At 63.3% G+C, this 16,529-nt stretch carries 15 protein-coding genes; 5 read left to right on the plus strand and 10 right to left on the minus strand.

What is annotated here, in order from left to right; translation table 11 throughout:
* The first annotated feature begins 62 nt into the window (after positions 1 to 62).
* The 5 genes from BLS27_RS04085 to BLS27_RS04105 all read left to right on the plus strand — a co-directional run bounded on the left by BLS27_RS04085 (position 63) and on the right by BLS27_RS04105 (position 3,910).
* The gene (locus tag BLS27_RS04085; RefSeq protein WP_043207142.1) at positions 63 to 335 is read left to right on the plus strand and encodes a twin-arginine translocase TatA/TatE family subunit; all 273 of its coding nucleotides are present in this window, start codon (positions 63 to 65) and stop codon (positions 333 to 335) included.
* A 3-nt stretch (positions 336 to 338) separates the two neighbouring features.
* Positions 339 to 716, plus strand: coding sequence for a Sec-independent protein translocase protein TatB (gene tatB, locus BLS27_RS04090; protein WP_043207140.1), 378 nt, complete (start codon positions 339 to 341; stop codon positions 714 to 716).
* Entirely contained in the window at positions 713 to 1,504 is a 792-nt protein-coding gene (tatC, locus tag BLS27_RS04095) for a twin-arginine translocase subunit TatC (RefSeq protein ID WP_043207138.1), read from the plus strand. Before tatB ends, tatC begins: the two co-directional genes overlap by 4 nt.
* Positions 1,501 to 2,208, plus strand: coding sequence for a 16S rRNA (uracil(1498)-N(3))-methyltransferase (locus BLS27_RS04100; RefSeq protein WP_043207137.1), 708 nt, complete (start codon positions 1,501 to 1,503; stop codon positions 2,206 to 2,208). The genes tatC and BLS27_RS04100 overlap by 4 nt, the downstream gene beginning before the upstream one ends.
* Positions 2,209 to 2,305: 97 nt before the next feature.
* Positions 2,306 to 3,910, plus strand: coding sequence for a methyl-accepting chemotaxis protein (locus tag BLS27_RS04105; protein WP_043207133.1), 1,605 nt, complete (start codon positions 2,306 to 2,308; stop codon positions 3,908 to 3,910).
* 91 nt (positions 3,911 to 4,001) lie between these two features.
* Here BLS27_RS04105 and BLS27_RS04110 read toward each other — a convergent pair whose 3' ends face one another.
* The 10 genes from BLS27_RS04110 to BLS27_RS04155 form a co-directional block, all read right to left on the minus strand.
* On the minus strand, positions 4,002 to 4,736 hold the full coding sequence (locus BLS27_RS04110) for an amino acid ABC transporter ATP-binding protein (protein ID WP_043207132.1): 735 nt from the start codon (positions 4,734 to 4,736) through the stop codon (positions 4,002 to 4,004).
* The gene (locus BLS27_RS04115; protein ID WP_070571066.1) at positions 4,729 to 5,691 is read right to left on the minus strand and encodes an amino acid ABC transporter permease; all 963 of its coding nucleotides are present in this window, start codon (positions 5,689 to 5,691) and stop codon (positions 4,729 to 4,731) included. The genes BLS27_RS04110 and BLS27_RS04115 overlap by 8 nt, the downstream gene beginning before the upstream one ends.
* A gap of 109 nt (positions 5,692 to 5,800) precedes the next feature.
* Positions 5,801 to 6,598, minus strand: a complete 798-nt coding sequence (locus BLS27_RS04120; RefSeq protein WP_043207344.1) for a transporter substrate-binding domain-containing protein — start codon at positions 6,596 to 6,598, stop codon at positions 5,801 to 5,803.
* A 247-nt stretch (positions 6,599 to 6,845) separates the two neighbouring features.
* A complete protein-coding gene (gene mdoH / locus BLS27_RS04125; RefSeq protein ID WP_090343277.1) occupies positions 6,846 to 9,419 on the minus strand; it encodes a glucans biosynthesis glucosyltransferase MdoH in 2,574 nt (857 codons plus the stop codon).
* On the minus strand, positions 9,412 to 11,133 hold the full coding sequence (locus BLS27_RS04130) for a glucan biosynthesis protein G (protein WP_043207342.1): 1,722 nt from the start codon (positions 11,131 to 11,133) through the stop codon (positions 9,412 to 9,414). Before BLS27_RS04130 ends, mdoH begins: the two co-directional genes overlap by 8 nt.
* A gap of 263 nt (positions 11,134 to 11,396) precedes the next feature.
* Entirely contained in the window at positions 11,397 to 11,834 is a 438-nt protein-coding gene (gene dtd, locus BLS27_RS04135) for a D-aminoacyl-tRNA deacylase (RefSeq protein ID WP_043207126.1), read from the minus strand.
* Positions 11,831 to 12,802 (minus strand): prolyl aminopeptidase, encoded by a 972-nt coding sequence (gene pip / locus BLS27_RS04140; protein WP_043207123.1) that lies wholly within the window; start codon positions 12,800 to 12,802, stop codon positions 11,831 to 11,833. The genes dtd and pip overlap by 4 nt, the downstream gene beginning before the upstream one ends.
* A 179-nt stretch (positions 12,803 to 12,981) precedes the next feature.
* Positions 12,982 to 13,785 (minus strand): N-formylglutamate deformylase, encoded by an 804-nt coding sequence (hutG, locus tag BLS27_RS04145; protein ID WP_090343280.1) that lies wholly within the window; start codon positions 13,783 to 13,785, stop codon positions 12,982 to 12,984.
* Between the two features lie 10 nt (positions 13,786 to 13,795).
* Entirely contained in the window at positions 13,796 to 15,001 is a 1,206-nt protein-coding gene (gene hutI / locus BLS27_RS04150; protein ID WP_090343283.1) for an imidazolonepropionase, read from the minus strand.
* A gap of 15 nt (positions 15,002 to 15,016) precedes the next feature.
* On the minus strand, positions 15,017 to 16,414 hold the full coding sequence (locus BLS27_RS04155) for an amino acid permease (RefSeq protein WP_043207117.1): 1,398 nt from the start codon (positions 16,412 to 16,414) through the stop codon (positions 15,017 to 15,019).
* Positions 16,415 to 16,529: the final 115 nt, after the last annotated feature.

A 16,529-nucleotide genomic window follows, 5' to 3' on the forward strand; every position in this document is an offset into this window, starting at 1 on the left:
GCTCCTACAGGGGCCGCGCTGTCAGAAAAATTCGCTGTACCTGTAAATTTCAGGAGTACGAAATGGGTATTTTTGACTGGAAACACTGGATCGTCCTGCTGGTCGTCGTAATCCTGGTCTTCGGCACCAAGAAGCTGAAGAACCTGGGCAGCGACCTGGGCGAATCGATCAAGGGCTTTCGCAAGGCGATGAACGAGGAAGAAAACAAACCGGCCGAGCAGACCCCGCCGCCGGCCCAGCCCGCAGCCCCCGTGCAGAACACCGCCCAGCAGCCCCAGGGCCAGACTATCGAAGGCCAGGCCCAGCCGGTCCAAGAGCCGCAGCGGAAAGACTGACCCATGTTCGGCATCAGCTTCAGCGAGCTGCTGCTCGTCGGTCTGGTCGCCCTGCTGGTGCTCGGTCCCGAGCGCCTGCCTGGTGCCGCGCGTACCGCAGGCCTGTGGATCGGCCGACTCAAGCGCAGCTTCAACGCCATCAAGACGGAAGTCGAGCGCGAGATCGGTGCCGACGAGATCCGCCGCCAACTGCACAATGAGCACATCCTGCAGATGGAGGAACAAGCCAAGCGCATCCTCGATCCGAGCAGGCCAGCCACGCCATCCATCGGCAACAGCGAAACACCGGCGCCATCGACCACCCCTGCCGCTCCCGGCAGCAGCGCCCCGGTATCCCCTGCCGCCCCCACTGAGCCGCCGCAGCCGCCACGAGCCCCATGAGCGATAGACCGGAACACGACCAGCCGATGCCGCTGGTTTCGCACCTGACCGAACTGCGTACCCGCCTGCTGCGCTGCGTAGCCGCCATCTTCCTGATCTTCGCTGGGCTGTTCTCCTTCGCCCAGCAGATCTACACCCTGGTCTCGGCGCCCCTGCGCTCACACTTGCCGGCCAACGCGACGATGATCGCCACAGACGTGGCCTCGCCGTTCCTGACGCCGTTCAAGCTTACGATGATCGTCTCGCTGTTCCTGGCCATCCCGTTCATCCTCCAGCAGATCTGGGGCTTCATTGCACCGGGGCTGTACCGCCATGAAAAGCGCATCGCCATTCCGCTGCTGGTCTCGAGCATCATCCTGTTCTATGCCGGCATGGCGTTCGCCTATTTCCTGGTGTTCCCGCTGATCTTCGGCTTCTTCGCCAGCGCCACGCCCGAGGGCGTGTCGATGATGACGGACATCTCCAGTTACCTGGACTTCGTCATGACCCTGTTCTTCGCCTTCGGCGTCGCCTTCGAGATCCCGGTGGCAGTGGTGCTGCTGGTGTGGATCGGCGTAGTCGATGTGCAGTACCTGAAGAAGATCCGCCCCTACGTCATCATCGGCTGCTTCGTGGTCGGCATGATCCTGACCCCACCGGACATCTTCTCCCAGACCCTGCTCGCCGTGCCCATGTGGATGCTGTTCGAGGTCGGCGTGCTGTGCGGCAGCCTGATCCGCAAGCGCAGCCAGGCCGAAGAAGCGGCCTCGGATGACCACAACGACCAGCCGCCAGCGACCCAACCGTGAACCTGCTGTTACTTGAAGAGGCCGACTTCATCGCGGCCGATCGCGTGGTGCTGGCTGACCGGCGCTTCACTCACATGCAGGAGATCCACGGCGTCGAAGTGGGCGATACCCTGCGCGTCGGTCAGGTCAATGGCTTGATGGGCAAGGCCACGGTGCTGCGCCTGGCAGGGCATGAAGCCGAGCTGCAGGTGGCCTTCGACCAGCCGCCCCCGGCCAAGCTACCGCTGACCCTGGTGCTGGCCGTGCCACGCCCGAAAATGCTTCGTCGCCTGTTCCAAACCGTCGCCACCCTGGGGGTGCCACGGCTGATCCTGGTCAACAGCTACAAGGTCGAGAAGAGCTTCTGGCAAACGCCCTTCCTGAACCCCGAGACGATCCGCGAGAACCTCATCCTGGGCCTGGAGCAGGCCCGTGACACCGTGCTGCCCGAGGTGATCGTCGAGAAGCGCTTCAAGCCGTTCGTCGAAGACCGTCTGCCTGCCATCGCGGCCGGTACGCTTGGCTTGGTCGCTCATCCAGGCCCCTACCCGGCCTGTCCACGCGCCGTGGAGTCGCCTGTGACCCTGGCCATCGGCCCGGAAGGCGGGTGGATCCCCTATGAGGTCGATCTGCTGGGCAAAGCAGGCTTGGCGCCGGTGCAGCTGGGCGATCGTATCCTGCGTGTGGAGACCGCCGTGACAGCATTGCTGTCGCGCATTTTCTGACGAGCGGGTCAAACACCTCCCATCAAGTTTCCCCCCGGCAAGCCGATGGCCTTGGAAGCATGACAAAAATGCGACCAAGCCGACGGGGGAGTGAAGCATGTATCAAGGGTTTGCCCATTTTCTGGGGAACATGAGCGTCAATCGCAAGTTGGGCTTTGGCTTCGGCCTGGTGTTGCTGCTGACCCTGGCGATCACTGCCACAGGTTGGACAGGTATCGACAACGTCACCAACCGCGGCGACAAGCTGGGCAACATTTCGCTGATCTACCAGACCACCCAGGAGCTGCGTATCGCCCGCCTGAACTATACGACCCGTCACGACCAAGCCTCGCTCACCGAGCTGGACAAGACCCTGGACAAGCTCGAGCAGCAAGTGCAGGCGATGCTCGGGCAAATCGAACAACCTGTCGATCACCAGCGCCTAGAGCAGCAGCTGGAAGCTGTGCGCCAGTACCGCCAAGGCTACGAGCAGCTCCAGCAGGCCGACCAGCGCCGCGCGACACAACCTGACAGCGCGCAAACCGCAATCGAACAGGCGCTGCAGCACATGGCCACGCAAGGCAACGTGCTGCTCGAGTCCAGCGCGGCCATGACAGTCTCGCAAACCAAGGTACGCGACGAAGGTACCCGCCAAGCCAAGCGTATGCTGGCCGCCGCCACCGCCCTCGCCCTGTTGCTGGGTCTGCTGGCCGCCTGGACCATCACCCGGCAGATCATCGTGCCGCTGCGCCAGATCCTCGCGGCCGCCGAGCGCGTGGCCAATGGCGACCTCAGCCAGGACGACCAATCGATCGAGCGCCGCGACGAGCTGGGCCAGCTGCAAGCGAGCATGAAACGCATGAACCAAGGCCTGCGGACGCTGATCAGCGGCATCGGTGACGGCGTCACCCAGATCGCCAGCGCGGCCGAGGAGCTGTCGGCGGTGACCGAACAGACTAGCGCCGGGGTCAACAATCAAAAGGTCGAGACCGATCAGGTCGCCACTGCCATGAACCAAATGACCGCCACCGTGCATGAGGTCGCCCGCAGCGCCGAGCAGGCCTCCGAGGCGGCGCTGATGGCCGATCAGCAGGCCCGTGAAGGCGATCGCGTGGTCGGTGAAGCCATCGCCCAGATCGAGCGCCTGGCCAGCGAAGTGGTCAATTCCAGCGAGGCCATGAACCAGCTCAAGGCCGAGAGCGACAAGATCGGCAGCGTGCTGGACGTCATCAAGTCGGTGGCCCAGCAGACCAACCTGTTGGCGCTCAACGCGGCCATCGAGGCCGCTCGTGCAGGTGAAGCCGGTCGTGGTTTCGCCGTGGTCGCAGACGAGGTGCGCAGCCTCGCCCAGCGCACCCAGCAATCGACCGAGGAAATCGAGGAACTGATCGCCAGCCTGCAAAGCGGCACCCAGCGCGTGGCGGGGGTGATGGATGGCAGCCGCGCCCTGACCGACAGCAGCGTCGAATTGACCCGTCGCGCCGGAGGTTCTCTGGAAACCATCACCCGCACCGTCTCGTCGATCCAGGCGATGAACCAGCAGATCGCCACGGCAGCCGAGCAACAGAGCGCCACGGCTGAGGAGATCAACCGCAGCGTGATGAACGTACGTGACATTTCCGACCAGACATCGGCAGCCAGTGAGGAAACCGCGAGCTCCAGCGTCGAACTGGCGCGCCTGGGGACACACCTTCAGGGGCTGGTAGCACGCTTCCGGCTGTAAAGCAGCTGCAAGCACAAGAAAAAGCCGAACGGAGATGAGTTCACCATCTCGGTTCGGCTTTTTTCATGCCGCTTGAAGCTTGCTCCCCGCTCTACAGCACCTGACGCAGGAAGGCCTGGGCGCGCAGGTCTTTGGGAGCCGCGAAGAACTGCTGGGGCGGGGAGTCTTCGAGGAGCTTGCCGTGGTCGAAGAACAGCACGCGGTCGGCCACTTCACGGGCAAAGCCCATTTCGTGGGTCACGCAGACCATGGTCATGCCTTCCTGGGCCAGGGTCTTCATGACATCCAGTACCTCGCCGACCATTTCCGGGTCCAGCGCCGAGGTGGGTTCATCGAACAGCATCACCTTCGGCTCCATCGCCAGGGCTCGGGCGATGGCCACGCGCTGCTGCTGGCCACCGGAAAGGCGCGAAGGGTATTCGTTGGCTTTCTGGGCAATGCCGACCTTCTCCAGCAGCGCGCGCGCCTTGGCTTCGCGCTCGGCTTTGCCACGTTTGCGCACCACCTTCTGGGCCAGGCACAGGTTCTCGAGCACCGTCATGTGCGGGAACAGGTTGAAATGCTGGAACACCATGCCGACTTCGCGGCGGTAGGCGTTGATGTCGGTCTTCGGATCATCCAGCTGCAGGCCGTCGATGGACACATGGCCATCATCGAAATGCTCCAGGCCGTTCAGGCAACGCAGGAAGGTCGACTTGCCCGAGCCTGACGGCCCAAGCACCACCACCACTTCGCCCTTGGCCACGCGAGTGGAGACGTTGTCCACCGCGCGCACCACCTGGCCACGGGTGTCGAAGACTTTTACCAGATCACGGACTTCAATCACTTTGCGCAAGCCTCCGCTCGAGCCGGCTGGCCATGTGCGACAGCGGCAGGTTGATCAGCAGGTACAGGCCTGCCACGCAGAACCAGATCTCGAAGGTCGAGAACGAGGTGGTGATAGCCTCGCGGCCGCTCTTGGTCAGTTCGGTGATGGCGATCACCGAGACCAGCGAGGTGTCCTTGACCAGGCTGATGAACTGGCCGGCCAGCGGTGGCAGCACGCGCTTGAACGCCTGGGGCAGGATCACGTGACGCATCGACTGGCTGGCGTTCAGGCCCAGCGAGCGTGCCGCTTCGTTCTGCCCCTTGGCGATCGACTGCACACCGGCGCGCACGATCTCGGCTACGTAGGCGCCAGTGAACAACGCCAACGCCGCCACCCCCGCGAATTCCCGGGACAGGTTGAGCACGGTGCCGATAAAGAAGTAGAAAATGAAGATCTGCACCAGCAGCGGTGTGCCGCGTACCAGCTCGACATAGACGGTGGAAAGATCGCGCAGGGTCGGGTTGTTCGACAGCCGGCACAAACCGGCGAACAGGCCGATCACCAAGCCCAAGGCGCCGGACACTACCGAGATCCATAGGGTGGTCCACAGGCCCCAGGTCAAGGGGCCAATGGCCCACTGGCGGGTCACGCCGATCTGGTCGCCCTCGGCGACGTCATCGCCACGGCTCAGCAGCAGGCTGTCCTTGGCGACGGTGACGACCTGCTGACCGCCGCTTTCATCCTTGAGCGTCACGCGGGCGGTGTCGCCCGAGAGGGTGATGTCTTCGACAGAGCCGTTTTCAGCGGCGCGCTGCGCTTCTTCGGCCTGGTAGGCGAAATATTGGGGAACGCGGTTCCAGCGCCACTCGTAGGAAATCATCGAGGTGGCCAGGTAGAGGCTGAACGCCAGCCCCACCAGGACCAGCGCGGTCAACCCGTGCCAGGGCCACTGGGCTTTCTTGTGCTTGATCAATTGGGGTACTCCAGAAAGCGGCAAGCCGCAAGCAACACGCGGCAAGAACAGGCCAAGCGTAGGCTCTGTTTCATCTTGCAGCGTGCAGCTTGCGGCTTGTAGCTACTGCTTATTCCATGTCCTTCAGCCAGTCTTTGTTCTTGAACCACTTGTCGTGAATACGATCGTAGGTCCCGTCGTTCTTGATCTGGTGCAGGAAGTTGTTGATGAAGTTGATGCTGTCGTAGTCGCCCTTCTTCAGACCGAAGGCAAGCGGCTCGTAGGTGAACGGCTCTTCGAGGAACAGCAGCTTGCCGGCACCGGCCTTCTCGACCGCTACCACGTTGTACGGGGCGTCGTAGACGAAAGCATCGGCCTTGCCGTTGACCACGTCCATCACGCCCTCTTGCTCGTTGTCGTAACCGTGATACTTGGCCTTGCTGATGAGTTTCTTGGAAACCATCTCGCCGGTGGTGCCGAGCTTGGAGGTGATGCGGTACTTCTCGTTGTTCAGGTCCTTGTAGGACTTGATCTCGCCCGCGAGTTCCTTGCGGATCAGCAGGGTCTGGCCGACGACGATGAAGGGTTCGCTGAAGTTCAGGCGCAGGTTGCGCTCCTGGGTCAGAGTCATGCCGCTGCCGATCATGTCGAACTTATCGGTCAGCAGGGCTGGGATGATGCCGTCATAGGCGGTGGAGACGGTTTCCAGCTTGACGCCCATGGACTTGGCCATGGCTTTGAGGATGTCCACCTCGAAACCGATGATCTCGCCACGCTTGTTGGTCATTTCGAAGGGCATGTAGGTCGGGTCCATACCGACCCGCAAGGTACCGCGTTTGACGGCGTCTTCGATGGCGCCCGCCTGGGCGGCGGTGACGGCGACCAGTGCGGTGACACCGACCAGCAGTCGCGACAGGTATTTCTTCATCATTACCAAGTCCCCTAGCAAAGTGTTGCGAATTTTATTGTTGGAAAGGTCGATAGACCGATACGCAATATCGAGAGGGATGCTAACGCATGCGCGGCCTAGGACCTAGAGCCGGGGGGGACATTGTTGGCCAAAATAGAGACACAGGCCCTGGCCGCAGGCTTCAGCAGCCTCCACAGGTTCGGTGAAGACACCGGAGGACTCTGGCGAAGCCTGGGAAAAGGGCCGCAAAGCGGCCCTTGGGGAATCAGGCGCCGACCAGTGAAGGCTGGGCCTGGTTTTCCGGGTGCAACGGCAGCAGCGGCGAGTGTGGATCGTTGGTGATGGAGCTGCGCCATACCCCGATCCAGGCCTCGTTGTTCGATGCCCATACCTGCTCATGCAGGCGCGAGAGCGCCACCGGGTCGCTCAGTAGCGCCAGGCGGGTGTTGCCATCCAGGCCCTTGGGCCCGACTTCCAGGGCCTTGGCCACACGCTCGATGCGCAACGCCTCGATCGGCGCGGCCTGACCATGGCGTGCGGTAGCCATGGCGCACGCCAGGGCGTTCTGCCGTGGGTCGACCACCGCACGAACGAAGCCGTCGTGCAGGGCATGCCAGCGGTTCTCATGGGTGTACTGGTCGGTCGCCAGCAGCTCCTGCGGCGTCGCGTATTCCTCGGGGATGAGGAACAGCTTCTCGTCCTTGGCCGCCAGGCCCAGGCGCGTACGGCTGGAAATCACCGAGACCGGAATCGACAGCACCAGCGAGCCCACGATCGGCGCCAGCCACCACAGGAAGCTTGGGTTCAGCCAAGCCACCAAGGCCGCCCAGGCGATGCCCAGCAGCGTCTGCGGACCGTGGCGACGGACTGCCTCGCTCCACGGCGTGGAGTCGTCGTCACGCTGCGGCGAATTCCAGGTCGCCGCCCAGCCGAGGAACGCGGCCAGGACGAAGCGGGTGTGGAAAATCATCCGCACCGGCGCCAGCAGCATGGAGAACAGCATCTCGATCAGCATCGACACGGTGACCTTGATGCGCCCCCCGAACTCCGTGGCGCCCTTGGCCCAGATCAGGATGACGCTGAGCAGTTTGGGCAGGAACAGCAGCACGACGGTGGTGGAGAACAGCGCGATGGCCTTCTCCGGATGCCATTGCGGCCACAGCGGGTAGAGCTGGAACGGCTCGATGAAGTACTGCGGCTCCATCAGCGTGTTGGTCGCCAGCAGCGCGGTCGAGAGCACCAGGAAGAAGAACCACAATGGCGCCGACAGGTACGACATGACACCGGTCAGGAACACCGCGCGGTGTACCGGGTGCATGCCCTTGACCAGGAACAGTCGGAAGTTCATCAAGTTGCCGTGGCACCAGCGCCGGTCGCGCTTGAGTTCATCGAGCAGGTTCGGCGGCAGTTCTTCGTAGCTGCCCGGCAGGTCATAGGCGATCCACACACCCCAGCCGGCACGGCGCATCAGCGCGGCCTCGACGAAGTCGTGGGAGAGGATCGCACCGGCGAACGCACCCTTGCCCGGCAATGGCGCCAGGGCGCAATGCTCGATGAAGGGCTTCATGCGAATGATCGCGTTATGGCCCCAGTAGTGCGATTCGCCCAGTTGCCAGAAGTGCAGGCCGGCGGTGAACAGCGGGCCATAGACGCGGGTGGCGAACTGCTGCAGGCGCGCATAGAGGGTATCCATGCCCGAGGCCTTGGGCGCGGTCTGGATGATGCCGGCGTCCGGGTTGGCCTCCATCAGGCGTACCAGGCTGGTCAGGCACTCACCGCTCATGACGCTGTCGGCGTCGAGCACGACCATGTACTTGTACTCGCCCCCCCAACGACGGCAGAAGTCGTCCAGGTTGCCGCTCTTGCGCTTCACGCGACGACGGCGGCGGCGATAGAAGATACGGCCGAAGCCCTTGGTCTCACGGCACACGTCCAGCCAGGCCTGTTGCTCGGCCACGGCGATGTCAGTGTCGTTGGTGTCGCTGAGCACGAAGAAGTCGAACCGGTCCAGGTCGCCCGTGGCGGCCACCGACTCGAAGGTCGCACGCAGGCCGGCGAACACCCGTGGCACGTCTTCGTTGCAGATCGGCATGACCAGCGCGGTACGCGCCTGGGGCGCGATCGGCTCGTTGCCGGCGCTGCTGCCGGAGATGCGGTACTTGTCACGACCGGTGAGCAATTCGAGAAAGCCCATCAGCGCGGTCCAGAAGCCCGCCGACACCCAGCAGAACAGGATGCCGAACAGGATCAGGATGCTCGTCTGCAAAGCATAGGGCCAGACCTGCACCACCGACTCCCAGAGCGACTGGGCCATGATTTCGTCGAGCGAAACGAACGACCAGCCCTGGTACGGCAGGATGCCCTTCATGTACCAGCCGGCAACGAGGGTCTGCCCGATCATCAAGGCCAGGAGAATATAGCGGCGCAGGGAGCCGACCCGGCGCCAGCGGGCCGGTGGCAACTCGCGCTTGGGCGGTTGCGGTGCATTGGTGCGCCCGGTGAGCCGGCGCCACATGCGCACCAGGATGTTGGTGCGCCATGGCTCGGGGATTACGCGGGTACGCTTGATCGGCGGTGCGATCTTCAGGCACAGCCGGCCGCTGCCGTCGACGCCGAGCATTTCGGCGTCCTCGAGCTCGGCGGCGCTACCCACGGTCAGGCGTGGGCCCACCGAGGCCTGCACGGCCGCGGCGGGGTTGGCGGCCGGTCGGGCCGCCAGGCGTTGGTGCAGCTCACTGAACGATTGGCAGCTGGCGAGTTCCGCGCGCTGCTCATCGCTCAGGGGAAGGTGGGCCAGGTATTCGCCAAGCGATTCTGGCCGTGCGCTTGAGTTACTCATCGGCAGGCAACTGATAGCTCCAGGTCTCGGTCATCACTTTTTCGGTGGTGGCCGGTGCCCCGTTGGTGGGTGCCGCATCGGCGGCAGGTTGTTCAGCCTTGGCGGCTTTCTCGGCCTTGGCGTGCTTGGCTGCGGCCTTGTCCTGCTTGCCTTCCTTGGCCGGTTTGGCCGGTTCCACCGGAACGTCACGCACCAGTGCGGCGCGCATCTCGGTGGACTTGCTCGGATCCTTGACCTTCAGTCGCAGGGTCAGGCGCCAGCCCTTGGTTTCAGGGTTATAGCGCAGGTTGTTCTCGACCACCTCGGCGTTGTCGCCGACGCTGACCTGGCTGCGCAGGGCGGTGTCTTCCGGCAGGGCGGCCAGGGTCGGCCCCTCGAAGTCGACCAGGAAAGCCACGCTGCCATCGGCTTCGCGGATCAAATTGGACTGTTTCACATCACCAGTGGAGCGCATGGTCTTCTTGACCCAGCCCAGCTCTGGCGAGTGCAGTTGGGACTCGTTGATGGTCCAGCGCAGGCGGTACTCGAACTCCATCGGCTTGCCAGGCTCAGGCAGCTTTTCTGGGCTCCAGAAGGCCACGATGTTGTCGTTGGTCTCGTCGGCGGTCGGAATCTCGACCAGGTCGACGGTGCCCTTGCCCCAGTCGCCACGCGGCTCGACCCAGGCGCTTGGACGCTTCTGGTAGTTGTCGTCGAGGTCTTCGTAGGCGCTGAACTCACGTTGGCGCTGCAGCAGGCCGAAACCACGGGGGTTCTCCACGCTGAAGCTGCTCACGGCCAAATGCTTGGGATTGTTAAGCGGGCGCCACAGCCATTCGCCGTTGCCCGCGTGGATCGACAGGCCCTCGGAGTCGTGCAGGGCCGGGCGGTAATTGAGGACCTTGGACGGCTGGTTGGCGCCGAACAGGAACATGCTGGTCAGCGGGGCAACGCCCAGGCGGCTGACATGGTCACGCAGGAAGACCTTGGACTTGACGTCCAGTAGGGTATCGCTGCCTGGACGCAGGGTCAGCTTGTAGGCGCCGGTGGAGCGTGGCGAATCCAGCAGGGCGTAGATCACCAGGTGCTTGTCGGTCGGCTTTGGCTTTTCGACCCAGAACTCGGTGAAGCGCGGGAATTCCTCGCCCGACGGCAGCGCGGTGTCGATGGCCAGGCCACGGGCGGACAGGCCATACACGTGGCCCTTGCCGACGACGCGGAAATAGCTGGCGCCAAGCAGGGTCATGATCTCGTCCTGCTTGTCGGCCTTGTTGATCGGATAGAGCACGCGGAAACCGGCATAGCCGAGGTTTTCGACGGTCTTGGGGTCGTGCGGGACGTCGCCGAACTCGAAGCGGCTCGGGTCGTACTTGATTTCTTCGACCTTGGTGGCGGTGACCTGGTTGATCTTCACCGGCGTGTCGAAGTGCATGCCCTGATGGTAGAAGGACAGTTTGAACGGCGTCTTGTCCTTGGCCCACTCGGCCTTTTCCTGGATGAAACGGATTTTCTGGTAGTCCCCGAACTTCATGTCACGGAAGACCGCTGGCAGGTTGCTCTTCGGTGCTTCGTACTTCTGACCGGCGAGATCCTTTGCCTTGGCTGCAACATCGTCAAGATTGAATGCCCAAAGCTGGCCAGCGCTCATCAGGCCAACCAGCGCGACGCCTGCCGCCAGGGCCTTGCGAAGCCGATTTCCGGGGATTCTTTGTGCAATACAGGGACTAACAATCACGAGCAACCCTCGCCGAAAACAGATCATGAAACCAACGGCCAGCGACCAATGCCGGGTTGGCGAGCACTGTTCGGACCCCGTAAGGGCCTAATGATTCCCCAAACGGTTCCAGACAGTGCTCGAGTCAGAGTGAAACGAGCCTACGAACGTAGGCTCACGCAGCGCGCGATTATCCAGCAGGGCGCGTTACAACGCATCAGGCTGAAACAACTATTTATCGTACAAACCCACTTGTTTTCCTTCAAACAAGGGGTTTTTTAACCTCATATTTGTAACATAAATGTTACGGGGCCATCATTGACCAAATGCACCTGCATGTCCGCCCCGAATCGGCCGCTGGCGACATCGCCATGGGCGGCGCGGGCCCGCTCAAGAAGATAGTCGAATATCTCGACGCCGAGCGCTGGCGGCGCAGCGGTGGAGAAGCTGGGACGCATGCCATTGCGAGTGTCGGCGGCCAGGGTGAACTGGGACACCAGCAGCAGGCCGCCGCCGATGTCCTTAAGGGACAGGTTCATCTTGCCCTGGGGGTCGCTGAATACCCGGTAGTTGAGCAGCTTGTGCAGAAGCTTGTCGGCGTGCTCACGGGTATCCCCCGGCTCGACGGCCACCAGCACCAGCAGGCCCTGATCGATCGAGCCGACGATTTGGCCCTCTACCTCGACGCGCGCACCGCGTACGCGCTGCAGCAGCCCTTTCATGCTTCTTCCAGAGGCAGGTCGAGCAGGCGCCGGGCCATCTGGTCGGCAGCGCGCACCAAGGCGTCGGTGATCCCCGGCTCGGAGGCGGCGTGGCCTGCGTCGCGGATCACCTTTAGCTCGCTGTTGGGCCAGGCTTGGTGCAACGCCCAGGCGTTATCCAGCGGGCAGATCACATCATAGCGACCATGGACGATCACTGCCGGCAAATGGGCGATCTTCGGCAAGTCGCGGATCAACTGGTCCGGCTCGAGGAAGGCGTTGTTCATGAAGTAGTGGCACTCGATACGCGCGATGGACAGCGCGCGCTGCGGCTCGGAGAAGCGATCGACCACCAGAGGGTTGGGACGCAGGGTCGCGGTCCGGCCTTCCCAGGTCGACCAGGCCTTGGCCGCGTGCATCTGGGCAATCTGGTCGTTGCCGGTCAGGCGCTTGTGGAAGGCCTTGACCAAGTCGCCCCGCTCCTCCGGCGGAATCGGCGCGATGTAGTCCTGCCAATAATCGGGGAACAGGCGGCTGGCGCCTTCCTGGTAGAACCATTGGATCTCCTGCGGGCGGCACAGGAAGATGCCGCGCAGGATCAGGCCATGGACCCGCTCGGGGTGGGTCTGGGCATAGGCCAGGGCCAGGGTGGAGCCCCAGGAGCCGCCGAACAGCACCCACTTGTCGATGCCCAGGTGCTCACGGATGCGCTCCAGGTCCTCGACCAGGTGCCAGGTGGTGTTGTTTTCCAGGCTCGCATGCGGAGTCGATCGGCCACAGCCGCGCTGGTCGAAGGTGATGATGCGGTAGAGGGTAGGGTCGAAGTAGCAACGGCTCTGGGCATCGCAGCCCGCGCCGGGGCCACCGTGGATGAATACCACCGGCAGACCTTCTGGCGATCCGCTTTCGTCTACATACAGCACATGCGGTGCTTCCACGGCCAGATCGTGCCGGGCGTAGGGTTTGATCTGCGGGTACAGGGTCTGCATTGCGCACTCCGTGTGAGGATTTAATCTGCCGCCTGGCATCATAAACCTGAATTGCGCTTTGAGCATGTGTCACGGTGAAACAGGTGGATGTGTGCGGGGCCGTTCGCGGGAATCCCCGCTTCCACGGCTCTGGCGATGAACCTGTGGAAGCGGGTAGACCGGCGAACAGGACAGCGGACCTACCGCCCGTAGCGCTCCCTGCCCCAGGCCAGGACGGCCTCGAGCAACTGCTTGAGCACCACTTGGGTCGGCTGGGCCAGGTCCTCGCGGTACTTGAACGGCTCGAGCTCTTCCATATAGGTGCTCTGCGCCAGCTCCAGTTGCACCGCATGGATGTGGTTCGCCGGATCGCCGTAATGACGGGTGATGTGCCCACCCTTGAAGCGCCCGTTGAGCACGCAGGTATAGCCCTGGGCCTGCGCGCAGACACCCAGCAGACGCTCGGCCAGGACCGGGTCACAGCTGGCGCCGCTGAAGGTCCCCAGGTTGAAGTCCGGCAGCTTGCCGTCGAACAGGTGTGGGATGACCGAGCGGATCGAGTGGGCATCCCACAACAGGGCATAGCCGTGAATCTCGCGCAGGCGCGCGAGCTCCTGGCGGATCGTATCGTGGTAAGGACGCCAGATGTGCTCCAGGTAGCCTTTGCGCTCATCGGCTGAGGGTTCCTGGCCCGCCTTGAACAACGGCTCACCCTCGAACAGCGTCGCCGGGTACAGGCCTGTGGTGGCGCCGGCGTACAACGGTTTGTCGTCATCCGGGCGGTTCAGGTCGATGACGAACCGCGAATACTGGGCGGCCACCACGCTGGCACCCAGGTCCCTGGCGAAATCGTACAGACGTGGGATGTGCCAGTCGGTGTCTGGCAGGCTGCGCGCCTGCTCGACCAAGCCGTCACGCACGGCGTCGGTCAGGCCAAGGCCTGCGTGAGGCATGCTGATCAGCAGCGGCAGCTGGCCCTGGTGAAAACTCAATACCTTGTCCATGTGCCCTCACTCAGTTGGATATCTCATGACCCAGGCGCACCACCCGCTTGGGCAGGTCGCCGCCGAGCCAATAGCTCAGATCCGCCGGGCGCTCGATCTGCCAGGCGATGAAATCCGCGACCTTGCCCACCTCAAGCGAGCCATGGCTTTCGCCCAACCCCAAGGCCGTGGCCGCATGCACGGTCACGCCCGCCAGGGCTTCTTCAGGCGTCATACGGAAGCAGGTGCAACCCATGTTCAGCATCAAGCGCAACGACAGCCCGGGCGAGGTGCCCGGATTGAGGTCGCTGGCAAGGGCGATCTTCACGCCATGGCGGCGCAAGGCATCCATCGGCGGCAACTGGGTTTCGCGCAGGAAGTAGAACGCGCCCGGCAACAGCACGGCGACAGTGCCGGCCTCGGCCATGGCGATGGCGTCTTCCTCGGTCATGAACTCCAGGTGGTCGGCCGACAGCGCCTGGTAGCGTGCCGCCAGGCTCGAGCCGTGCAGCGACGACAACTGCTCGGCATGCAGCTTGACCGGCAGGCCCAGTTCACTTGCCTTGATGAAGACTTTTTCGACCTGGGCCGGCGAGAACGCCAGGTGTTCGCAGAAGGCATCGACGGCGTCCACCAGGCCCTCTTCGGCCAGGGCCGGGAGCATTTCTTCGCAGATATGCGCAATGTAGTCATCCGCCCTGCCAGCATATTCTGGCGGCAGGGCGTGGGCGGCAAGGCAGGTGCTGCGCACGGTCAATGGCAGCTCCTCACCCAGACGCCGAGCGACCCTGAGCATCTTGCGCTCGTTGGCCAGGTCCAGGCCGTAGCCGGATTTTATCTCCAAGGTGGTCACGCCATCGCGCATCAACGCCTTGACCCGCTGACGAGCACTGGCCAGCAGCTCGTCTTCGCTGGCCGCGCGGGTCGCCCGTACGGTGCTGGCGATACCGCCGCCGTTGGCCGCGATCTCGGCATAGCTGACGCCCTGCAGGCGCTGCTCGAACTCACCGCTGCGATTGCCGCCGAACACCGCATGGGTATGGCAGTCGATCAGGCCCGGGGTGACCCAGGCGCCGCCCAGGTCCACCGTGCGCTCGGCACCGACCACGGGTACCTCGCCACGCGGGCCGATCCACTCGATCAACCCGGCGTTGGTGACGATCGCGGCGTCCTCGATGATCGAGTAAAGGCCCTGGGCCATTGTCGCCACGTGGCAGTGCTGCCAGAGGGTTCTCATAAGCGTTCTCCGTGACTAGCGGTGCAGCTCGGCCGGCTCGCGAACCCGTTGGCCCTGCCCTGCCCGTGGCTTGCACCACAGCAGGTAGGAGGCCACCAGGAACACCACCCAAATCACGCCGACGATCAACGCGGCCTGAGTGTCCGGGAAGTAACCGAGCACACCAAAGATGAACAACATGAAGGCAATGGCCATTGCCGGCCCATAAGGCCAGAACGGTACCGGGAATTTCAGCTCGGCGATCTGCTCGCGTGTCATGCTGCGGCGCATGGCCACCTGACTCATCAGGATCATCAGCCATACCCACACGGTGGCGAAGGTGGCGATCGAGGCGATCAGCAGGAACACGTTCTCTGGGATCACGTAGTTGAGCACCACGCCGATCAGCAACGCAGCGCCCATCACCAGCACGGTCATCCACGGCACGCCGTGCTTGGACAGCTTGCCGAAGCTGCGAGGCGCATGGCCTTGCTGGGCCAGGCCATACATCATGCGGCCAGCGCCGAAGATGTCACTGTTGATGGCCGAGACGGCCGCCGAAATCACCACGATGTTCAGCACCGCGGCCGCCGAGCCGATGCCCAGGTTGCTGAAGATCTGCACGAACGGGCTGCCTTGGCTGCCGATCTGCGGCCACGGGTAAAGGCACATCAGTACGAACAGGGTCAGCACGTAGAAGAGCAGGATACGCAGCGGTACAGCGTTGATCGCCTTGGGAATGACGCGTTGAGGATCTTTCGCCTCACCGGCGGTGACGCCAATGATCTCGATGCCGCCAAAGGCGAACATCACCACCGCGAAACAGGCGATCAGACCGCTGATGCCGTTGGGCATGAAGCCGCCGTGGCTGAACAGGTTGCTCACACCGACAGTGGCACCAGTGCTGGCCTGGCCCATGCCGAAGATCATGATGCCGAAACCTGCCAGGATCATCGCCACGATGGCGCCGACCTTGAGCAGCGATAGCCAGAACTCCATCTCACCGAAAACCTTGACGTTGCACAGGTTAAGGCCGCCGATGATGAAGACGATGCCCAGCACCCAGATCCAGCGGGCTACTTCCGGGAACCAGAAGCCCATGTAGATCCCGAACGCGGTGACATCGGCGATGGCGACGATGACCATCTCGAAGGCGTAGGTCCAGCCGAGGATGAAGCCCGCCATGGGGCCGAGGTAGGTACTGGCGTAGTGACCGAAGGAGCCGGCCACCGGATTGTGCACGGCCATCTCGCCGAGGGCCCGCATGACCATGAAGACCGCCGCGCCACCGATCAAGTAGGCCAGCAGCACTGCCGGGCCGGCCATCTGGATGGCCGATGCCGAACCGTAGAACAGCCCGGTACCGATCGCGGAACCGAGCGCCATGAAACGAATGTGCCGAGCCGTTAGCCCGCGCTTGAGACCTTCTTGCATTTCGCACCCTTATTATTGTTCTGCCGGTGATGGCTACAAGGGCCGCTTCGCCTCCCATCGCAGGCTTCGCCAGCGCCTCCAGGCAGTTGCGATCCTGCGGGCGCTGGCGAAGCCT

This window comes from Pseudomonas guariconensis, assembly GCF_900102675.1.
Lineage (GTDB): Bacteria > Pseudomonadota > Gammaproteobacteria > Pseudomonadales > Pseudomonadaceae > Aquipseudomonas > Aquipseudomonas guariconensis.